The following is an 8,822-nucleotide window of genomic DNA, read 5'->3' as shown; positions in this document are numbered from 1 at the left end:
ATGTAGACCTTCTGCCCGTCTGTGACCTGACCCGCCAGGTTCACGCTGGCCGTGTCGGCGCCATCGACGAGTCCTCCCGCCGCGGCGACCGCATCGGTCACGCGCGCATGGCCCTCCCCAAGCTCGTACACGCCCGGTGCCGCGACCGCGCCATCCACGTGCACGACGATAACCTGCGGAGGCGTTACCGCACCCGCAGTGGCCGCTGGCACGTCGCTCGTCGTTGCCTCCGTCGTCGCGGCCGCATCACGTTCGATCACCACGCCGCCACGCGCCGGCAGCACGAGCGCGGCAACCACCGCAAGCGCAACGGCCACGACGAGGCCAGCGACAACGATCATAGCCTTGCCGTTCACACGCCCATTCCTTCTCATCTGCACCATAGCACCACCTCCTGGCGCCATGGTGCCAAAGCAGGAGGCCACCCATGCGCCCGGGCGCAAGAAAGTCCCGGGCGGACAGACACGAACCTGTCCAAAAGCTGACAGAATCGGGCCGAATCGGTACAAAAAAGCGCCCGACCCCGTGTTGAAAACGGAGCCGGGCGCGTAAGAAGCAGCAGCTAGAGGGCAGCAGGACGAGTTATCAACTAGCCCTGCAAAACCTCAGTGTTGACATCGTCGTCGGCAACGGGCCACTCGGCAGGAGCAAGCTCGCGGTGACGGGCCTTGAGCTCGCGCGGCGGCCGGTACGACGGGCAGGAATTGAAGTCGATATACTCGACCGTCTCCATGAGGTGCTTGACCATGGCGTCGTGGTCGAACGTCTCCCAGGCACGGCGCACGGCGTCGAGGTGGGCGTGCGTCTCGGGGCGCCTCGGCATGAACAGCGTGCAACAATCCGGAGCCGTCTGCGCGCTGATGTCGTAGGTGCCAATCTGCTGGGCACGCTCGATGATCTCGATCTTGTCGGTGCCGATAAGCGGGCGGAAGACCGGGATGCGGGCGACGTCGTTGGTGGCCGTAATGTTGTCGAGCGTCTGCGAGGCAACCTGACCCAGCGACTCGCCGGTGACGAGTGCCTTGGCGCCCTCGAGCTCGGCGATGGCCTGGGCAACCTCGAACATGAGTCGACGGTACATGATCACGCGCAGCGACTGGGGCGCCTTGAGCGAGATCTCGCGCTGGCACTCGCCAAACGGCACGACGTAGAGGCGGCCGATGATGCCGGCGGGCTCGAGCGCGCGCACGATGTCCTGTGTGAGCCACTCGGAGGCGTCGCTCGTCATGGGCCTGCCCGAAAAGTGCACGGGCACGCAGGTGGCGCCGCGGCGCCCAACCATCCAGGTGGCGACCGGGGAGTCGAAGCCGCTCGAAAGCAGCGTCACGACCTTGCCGGCGGTGCCCACGGGAAGGCCGCCGGCACCACGCATCGAGGCGGCATCGGCATAGACGTAGACGTCTGCCTGCACGACATGCACGTTGACCGTGACGTCGGGATGGTGCATCTGGACCTTCTTCTCAGGGAAGGCCTCGCACAGCACCGCGCCCACCTGGCGGTTGAGCTCGATACTGTGGATGGGATAGTCGGTGTTGGAGCGACGACCATGAACCTTGAACGAAGTGAAGTCGCCACAGGCCCTGAGGCTCTCGATGGCGGCCTCGTTGTACTGCTCAGGGACACGCTCGCAGCGCCAGGCAACCGAGACGCGGGCCACGCCAGGGACACGGGCGATGATGCCGGGCACGTCCTCGGGGACCTGGCCATCGTCAAAGTGGACGCGCACGTAGCCGCTCAGGCGCTCGACGTGGGCCGAGCGTCCCTTGAGGGCTCGCTTGAGGTTGGTTATGAGCTGACGCTCGAAGGTCGAGCGGTTCTTTCCCTTCAGGCCAATCTCGTGATAGTGGACGAGGCAGACGTGAGACGACACGGGCTACTCGCCAATCCTGGTGTTGGTGTCCTTGATGGCCTCGTCGAAGTCCTCCTTGACGTAGCCAAGCGTGCCGTTGGCGATCTCCTCCATGGCGATGGTGGTGGTGTCCTGGCCGGAGACGACGGTGGTGATGTCATCGACGTCCTGGATGGCCGTCACGCGGAGGTGCTGGCCGCGCAGCATGTTGTTGATGTCGCACGCGCGCTTGGAGGCGACGGAGCACAGCAGGAACGGGTTGTGCTCGGTCTTCTCCAGCAGGTCGTCAATCTCGGGCTTGATAACAGACATTACTTGGTACCTCAATTCATCTCATGAGAGTCCAGGACGCGCATGAGCTGCGCGGCAGCCTGGTGAAGGTCATCGTTGACAACGCGCTCGTCGTACTCGCAGGCCTTCTCCATCTCTCCGGCGGCGTCGGCCATGCGGAGGCGAACGGTCTGCTCGTCCTCGGTGCCGCGACCGCGCAGGCGCTCCTCGAGCACCTCCATGGAGGGCGGCTCGATGAAGACCAGGACCGCGTCGGGATAGGACTTGCGCACGTTGAGGGCACCCTGTACGTCGATCTCGAGGATGACGGAGTGGCCGTCCGCAAGGTTGCGGTCGACCTCGCTCTTGAGGGTGCCGTAGCAGTTGCCGTGGACGTGGGCCCACTCGAGGAACTCACCGCGCTCGACGCGGGCGGAGAACTCCTCATTGGTTAGGAAGTGGTACGAGACGCCGTCCACCTCTCCGGGGCGTGGCTGCCTCGTTGTGGCCGAAACCGTCAGGCCGAGGTCGGGGCGCTGCTCCCTCACCAGGGAGACCAGCGTGCCCTTCCCCGCGCCCGACGGCCCGGAAACAACGAACAGTCTTGGTGTGCGCGGCACTACTTCGAGAGAATCTCGAGGAGGGCCTCACGCTGGCGCAGGCCGAGACCCTGGACGCGGCGCTTCGGGGAAATCTCGAGCTCGTCCATGATCTTGGCGGCCTTGGCCTTGCCGTAGCCCGGCAGGGACTCGATGAGGGCGCGGACCGGCATGCGGGTGGCGGCGGGGTCATCGGAGTCGAGGACGTACTTGAGGTCGACCTGGCCGGTCTTGATCTTCTCGCGAAGCTCGGCACGGGCGTGACGGGCCTCGGCGGCCTTCTTCAGGTTGGCAGCACGCTGCTCCTCGGAAAGCTGAGGGAGAGCCATTGTTTCCTCCAAACATTGCTGAACAAACAAAAAACCGTAGAGGGGAAGCGCCCCTCTCGAATCGGCTGTAAGCAACTATGGCAATTTAGCAGCCGTTTTGCAAGAACTTCAAAAGAATTGCTCCCGCGTCTGTCCTTTTTGTGCCCTTTCGGTTGCGCAAAGGTGCACGGACGGCGACGCGGGAGCAAACGGCGTGCTCAGATGTGGTGCCAGGCGACTACTTGGCGGCCTCGAGCTCGGAGACGATCGCCTCGAAGGCGGCAACCGGGTCCTCGGCCTGGGTGATGGGGCGGCCCACCACGATGTGGCTGGCGCCTGCCTCAATCGCGGCCGCGGGCGTGGCCACGCGGCTCTGGTCGCCAAGGGCGGCGCCGGCCGGGCGCACGCCGGGCGTCACGATGAGGGCATCGGGGCCCAGAAGCTCACGCATCTCGCGGGCCTCCCTGGGCGAGCAGACGATGCCGTCGAGGCCGGAGTCGACCGCGAGCTTGGCGAGCGAGGCAGCCTGCTCGGGAATGGGGCGCGTGACGCCCACCTTGGCGAGCTCGTCGGCGTCCATGCTCGTGAGCACCGTGATCGCGATGACGTAGGGCTTGTGGCCAAACTCGGCCTGGGCCTGCTCGGCACCCTCGTGACAGGCGCGAAGCATGGCCTCGGAGCCCGAGCCGTGAACGGTCACGAGGTCGGCGCCGCTGTGGGCGGCGCTGCGCACGGCACCGCGCACCTGGTGCGGAATGTCGTGGAACTTGGAGTCGACGAAAATCTTGAAGCCGCGCTGCTTGAGCTCGGAGACGAGCGGCAGGCCACCGTCGTAGATGAGCGTGATGCCCACCTTGAGCCACGTGGCATGGCCCTCGAGCTTGGCCGCCAGCTCGCGCGCCTCGTCGGGGCCGCAGTCGAGCGCGACCATGATGCGCTCGCGGGCGCTCAGGTTGTCAAACCTTCCCATGGCTCTCCCCTATCCCTCGAACGCGCCGATGAGCTCAGTCACACTGGAGACGCCCTGGGAGACGACCCACTCGGTGAGCTCGTCGAGGATGCGCGGGGCGGCCATCGGGTCGACGAGGTTGGCCATGCCAACCGAGACGCTCGTGGCGCCCGCGAGGATGAACTCGGCCGCGTCATGTCCGCTCATGACGCCGCCCACGCCAACAATCGGCAGGTCAACGGCGTTGTGGACCTCCCAGACCATGCGCACGGCAATGGGGTGGAGGGCAGGGCCGCTCATGCCACCGGTGGGGCGCGACAGGCGGCTCTTGCGGGTGTTGACGTCGATCGACATGCCCGAGATGGAGTTGATGACCGTGAGGACGTCGGCGCCCTCGGCCTCGAGCGCCTTGGCGACGTCGACGACGCGGGCGGGAGCCATCTTCACGAGCAGCGGGCGCTTCGTGCGCGGGCGGATGGCGCGGATGACCTCAACGGCGCCCTCGGGAGTGGAGCCCATGGCGCAGCCGCCGGCCGCGATGTTGGGACAGCTGATGTTGATCTCGAGGCCGGCCGCGAAGGGGGCGAGCTCCTCGAAGAGCTCGACGGCCTCAACGTACTCGTCGACGGAGTGGCCGGCGACCTGGCAGATGACCTTGGTGCCCTTGTCAGACAGGCCCTGCAGGTAGTCGCCGTAGCCGTCGACCAAGCCGCGGACGCCCGGGTTCTGCAGACCCACGGAGTTCATCATGCCGCTCGTGACCTCGGCCATGCGCGGCGCGGGGTTGCCCGGCCAGGGCTTTGCGGCGCAGCCCTTGGTGGTGATGGCGCCAAGGCAGCTCACGTCGTAGAAGCCCTCGAACTGGGCACCGAAGCCGTAGGTGCCGCTCGCGGTGTTGATGGGGTTCTTCATCTCGATGCCGCCGAGGTTGACGGCCATGTTGGGGGTACTCACCAGACGACCCTCCTCGCGTCGAAGACCGGACCGTGCATGCAGGCGCCCACCATGCCGTCGACCGTCTCGACGTTGCAGGTGTTGCAGGCGCCAAAGCCGCAGGTCATCATGCGCTCGAGCGAAACCTGGCAGCGCGTCTCGGCGCCGCGGGCCTGGGCGGCCACGGCACGCATCATGGGCTCAGGGCCGCAGGTGAGCACGGCGTCGTAGCCGCGGTCGAGCAGGGGCCCAACCTCGGCGGTGACGAAACCCTTGGTGCCGGCCGTGCCGTCGTCGGTGGTGACGCGCACGTCGGCACAGCCCAGGGCCTTGAGCTCGTCGATGCCGCAGAGCTTCGCGGCCGTGAGGGCTCCCACCACGGCGTCGACCTCGGCGCCCGCCTCGCGGGCCAGGCTGGCGGCGGCGATGATGGGCGTGATGCCGATGCCGCCGGCTACGACCAGCACGCGCTTGGCGCCGGCCGGGATGGTCCAGCCGTGGCCGCCGGGGCCGAGGACGGTGGAGGTGTCGCCGGGCTGCATGGCGGCGAGGCGGCGCGTGCCGTCGCCCACGACGGCGTAGAAGGTGGTGACGGTTCCGGCCTCGGCATCGGCGCTGGTAAACGACAGCGGGATGCGGATGAGCTGGGTGGTGTCGCCGGGGACGGCGAAGCTCATGAACTGGCCGGGGCGGATGGCGGCCGCCAGGCGCGGGGCCTCGATGGTGAGGCGCATGACGCCCTCGGCCACGGGCACGTTCTCGCGAATGGCGAAGTCATGGATGCGCGCGGGCGATGGGGTGGGTGTTGCCATGTCTCTCCTTTCGTTTCCTGTGTGGGAAGGCCACCGCGGGCCCTGGCGGGCTGGCGGTGGCCAAAGGTGCCCGCGGGCCGCGAAGGCCAGCGGGCACCGGACAAGACGAAGAACTTAGGCGAGCTTGCCGTCGCGAAGGACGTGCTTGCCGGCAACGACCGTGTCGGCCGCACGGCCCTTGAGCTTGGCGCCCATGAAGGCCGAGTTGTGCTGCTTGCCAGCGAACGTCTCGGGCGTGACCTCGAAGCTAGCATCGGGATCGATGAGCGTGAGGTCGGCCACGGAGCCGGCCTCGACGCGCACGGGGGCGAGGCGCGCGACCTTGCGCGGGTTCACGCACATGACCTCGACGAGGCGCTGCCAGCTCATCTTGCCGGTAGCCACGAGGTTCGTGAGCATCAGCGGCAGGCTCGTCTCGAGGCCCACGACGCCGAACGGGGCGATCTCGAACTCGCACTCCTTCTCGTGGAGGGCGTGCGGGGCGTGGTCGGTGACGACGCAGTCGATCGTGCCGTCGACGATGCCCTCGCGAAGGGCCGCGGCGTCGGTGGCGCGGCGCAAGGGCGGGTTCATCTTGAGGTTGGTGTCGTAGGTGTCGTCGAGCGCGGACTCGTCGAGGAAGAGGTGGTGCGGGCAGACCTCGGCGGTGACGGGAAGGCCCTCGGCCTTGGCGGCGCGAACGAGCTCCATGCCGTGGGCGGTCGAGATGTGGCAGATGTGCAGCGCGCAGCCCGTGAGGCGGCACAGCTCGATGTCGCGGGCGATCTCGATCTCCTCGCCGGCGGCGGGCCAGCCGGCGAGGCCCAGGCGCGTGCTGGCGCGACCCTCGTTGACCATGCCGTGCTCGGTGAGCGATCGGACCTCGCAGTGGCAAGCGACGGCGCGATCGAACTGGCGCACGTAGTCCATCACGGTGCGCAGCATGCCGGCGCTCTGGACGCCGTGGCCGTCGTCGGAGAACATGCAGGCGCCCTCGGCGACCATGTCCCCGATCTCGGCAAGCGCCTCGCCCTTCTCGCCGCGCGTGCAGGCGCCGATGGGACGGACGTGGACGAGGCCGGCGGCGTCGCCCTTGGCGATCTGGTAGCGGATACCCTCGCCCGAGTCGACGACAGGGTCGGTGTTGGGCATCGTGGCGACATCGGTGAAGCCACCGGTGGCAGCGGCGGCGGAGCCAGTCTCGATGGTCTCCTTGTACTCGTAGCCCGGGTCACGGAAGTGGACGTGGATGTCGGTCAGGCCGGGGACGAGGTACTTGCCGGCGGCGTCGATGACCTCGGCGCCCTCGGGGGTGCGGATCTGCTCGCCAACCCTGGCGATGCGCTCGCCCTCGACCAGCACGTCATAGACACCGTCGAGACCAACCTGGGGGTCAACGACGTGGGCGCCCTTAATCAGCAGCATTCTCTTCTCCTCCAAGCAGCAGGTACATTTCGGCCATGCGGGTGTAGAGGCCCGCGGCGACCTGGCGGGTCACGAACGAGTTCTCGGCGTCGGCGGGGATCGAGTCGATCTCCATGCCGCGGTTCATCGGGCCCGGATGCATGACGAGCGCGCCCTCCTTCATGCGGGCGTGACGCTCGGCGTTGAGGCCCCAGAGGCGGTTGTACTCGCGCTTGGAGGGAATCGTGGCGCCCTCCATGCGCTCGAGCTGGACGCGCAGCATGTAGACGACGTCGGCATCCTCGATGACGGAGTCGAAGTCATAGGTCTCCTCGGCGCCGAAGACCTCGGGCTCGGGGAGCTGGAACGTGGGCGGGCCCACCAGGGTGACCTTGGCGCCCATGGTGCGCAGCGCGGGCGCGAGCGAACCCACGACGCGGCTGTGCAGCAGGTCGCCCACGATGGCGACCTTGAGGCCGTCGAGCTTGCCGAAGTGCTCGCGCATCGTGTAGAGGTCGAGCAGGGCCTGCGTGGGGTGGGCGTGCTTGCCGTCGCCGGCGTTGATGACGCGGGCGTCGGTGTACTGGGTGATGCGCTCGGCGGTACCGGCGTTGCGCGCGCGGCAGACGAACATGTCGATGCCATAGGAGTCGAGCGTCTTGATGGTGTCCTCGAGGCACTCGCCCTTGGAGACCGAGGAGCTGGAGCCCTGGACGTTCAGGGAGTCGGCGGAGAGGCGCTTCTCGGCGATTTCGAACGAGGAGCGCGTGCGCGTGGAGGCCTCGAGGAAGAGGTTCACGATCGTGCGGCCGCGCAGGGCAGGCACCTTCTTGATCGTGCGGTGGTTGATCTCCTCCATCGAGCGGGCGGTGTCGAGGATCTGCGTGATGTCGTCGGCCGTAAGGTCCGTCGTGTTAATGAGGTTGCGTACGGAGAGCATCTAGTCTCTGACCTCCTTGTTAGCGATGGCCTGCTTCTCGGCCTCGATGTCCCAGATCTCGACCGCGTCGCGACCGTCGAGGGACTCGACGAAGACGCGGACGTCCTCCTCGTGGGAGCTGGGAACGTTCTTGCCCACGTAGTCGGCGCTGATGGGCAGCTCACGATGGCCGCGGTCGACCATGACGGCGAGCTGGATGGTCGCGGGGCGGCCAAAGTCCATGAGCGCGTCAAGAGCCGAGCGGACCGTGCGGCCGCTGAACAGCACGTCGTCGACCAGGATGATATCCTTGCCGTCGACGTCGAAGTTGATCTCGGTCTTGTGGATGACGGGGGCGACGCGACGCGTCACGTCGTCACGGTAGAAGCTGATGTCGAGCTTGCCCACGGGCGGGCGGATGCCCTCGATCTTCTCGATCTCGTCGGCAATCTCGTTGGCGATGTTTGCGCCACGGCGCACGATGCCGACGATCGCGAGGTTCTCCGCCCCCTTGTTGCGCTCGATGACCTCGTGGGCGATGCGGGTGAGGGCTCGTGCCATCGCCGCGCCGTCCATGATGGTCGCCTTGGGTGCGATCTGTTCCATGTGGCTCCCTTCACACAAAAAAAGACGCCTGTGCCTAATACGGCCCGGGACGTCTGCATAGGTGGTTCATGTGGGGAGCGCTCACGCTCCAAATCCTTGCCGGTGTCCCGCACCGTCTTAAAGGTCTTGACCACTATACTACTCAGGAATGCATGCAACGCCACGAATTGTGGCTCCATTCGGACTACGCACGA

General features: G+C 66.9%; 11 protein-coding genes. All 11 read right to left on the bottom strand.

Annotated features, from left to right (window positions below):
* On the bottom strand, nucleotides 1-356 hold a 356-nt coding region (locus tag AC1VTH_RS01050; protein ID WP_481334253.1), incomplete at its 3' end, for an SLBB domain-containing protein.
* 233 nt (nucleotides 357-589) lie between these two features.
* Nucleotides 590-1,870 carry a tRNA uracil 4-sulfurtransferase ThiI gene (gene thiI, locus AC1VTH_RS01045; RefSeq protein ID WP_481334251.1) on the bottom strand — a complete coding sequence of 427 codons (1,281 nt, stop codon included), beginning with the start codon at nucleotides 1,868-1,870 and terminating at the stop codon, nucleotides 590-592.
* Between the two features lie 3 nt (nucleotides 1,871-1,873).
* Complete coding sequence (locus tag AC1VTH_RS01040; RefSeq protein WP_293672876.1) at nucleotides 1,874-2,161, bottom strand: DNA-directed RNA polymerase subunit omega; 288 nt, start codon at nucleotides 2,159-2,161, stop codon at nucleotides 1,874-1,876.
* A gap of 11 nt (nucleotides 2,162-2,172) precedes the next feature.
* Complete coding sequence (gene gmk / locus AC1VTH_RS01035; protein WP_293672875.1) at nucleotides 2,173-2,739, bottom strand: guanylate kinase; 567 nt, start codon at nucleotides 2,737-2,739, stop codon at nucleotides 2,173-2,175.
* A complete protein-coding gene (gene mihF, locus AC1VTH_RS01030; protein ID WP_293672874.1) occupies nucleotides 2,739-3,047 on the bottom strand; it encodes an integration host factor, actinobacterial type in 309 nt (102 codons plus the stop codon). The genes gmk and mihF overlap by 1 nt, the downstream gene beginning before the upstream one ends.
* Before the next feature lie 217 nt (nucleotides 3,048-3,264).
* On the bottom strand, nucleotides 3,265-3,996 hold the full coding sequence (gene pyrF / locus AC1VTH_RS01025; protein ID WP_301829319.1) for an orotidine-5'-phosphate decarboxylase: 732 nt from the start codon (nucleotides 3,994-3,996) through the stop codon (nucleotides 3,265-3,267).
* 9 nt (nucleotides 3,997-4,005) lie between these two features.
* Nucleotides 4,006-4,932 carry a dihydroorotate dehydrogenase gene (locus AC1VTH_RS01020; RefSeq protein ID WP_481334257.1) on the bottom strand — a complete coding sequence of 309 codons (927 nt, stop codon included), beginning with the start codon at nucleotides 4,930-4,932 and terminating at the stop codon, nucleotides 4,006-4,008.
* On the bottom strand, nucleotides 4,926-5,720 hold the full coding sequence (locus tag AC1VTH_RS01015; protein ID WP_481334248.1) for a dihydroorotate dehydrogenase electron transfer subunit: 795 nt from the start codon (nucleotides 5,718-5,720) through the stop codon (nucleotides 4,926-4,928). Before AC1VTH_RS01015 ends, AC1VTH_RS01020 begins: the two co-directional genes overlap by 7 nt.
* A 114-nt stretch (nucleotides 5,721-5,834) precedes the next feature.
* Entirely contained in the window at nucleotides 5,835-7,124 is a 1,290-nt protein-coding gene (locus tag AC1VTH_RS01010; protein ID WP_481334246.1) for a dihydroorotase, read from the bottom strand.
* Nucleotides 7,111-8,043: an aspartate carbamoyltransferase catalytic subunit gene (locus AC1VTH_RS01005; RefSeq protein ID WP_481334244.1), complete on the bottom strand. Its 933-nt coding sequence runs from the start codon at nucleotides 8,041-8,043 to the stop codon at nucleotides 7,111-7,113. Before AC1VTH_RS01005 ends, AC1VTH_RS01010 begins: the two co-directional genes overlap by 14 nt.
* Nucleotides 8,044-8,628 (bottom strand): bifunctional pyr operon transcriptional regulator/uracil phosphoribosyltransferase PyrR, encoded by a 585-nt coding sequence (pyrR, locus tag AC1VTH_RS01000; RefSeq protein WP_293672868.1) that lies wholly within the window; start codon nucleotides 8,626-8,628, stop codon nucleotides 8,044-8,046.
* Between the last annotated feature and the right edge of the window lie 194 nt (nucleotides 8,629-8,822).

It is taken from the genome of Parolsenella sp. (genome assembly GCF_982402205.1).
The sequence above is the reverse complement of the archived record's forward strand: the minus strand, read 5'-3'. Positions and strand labels throughout refer to the sequence as shown.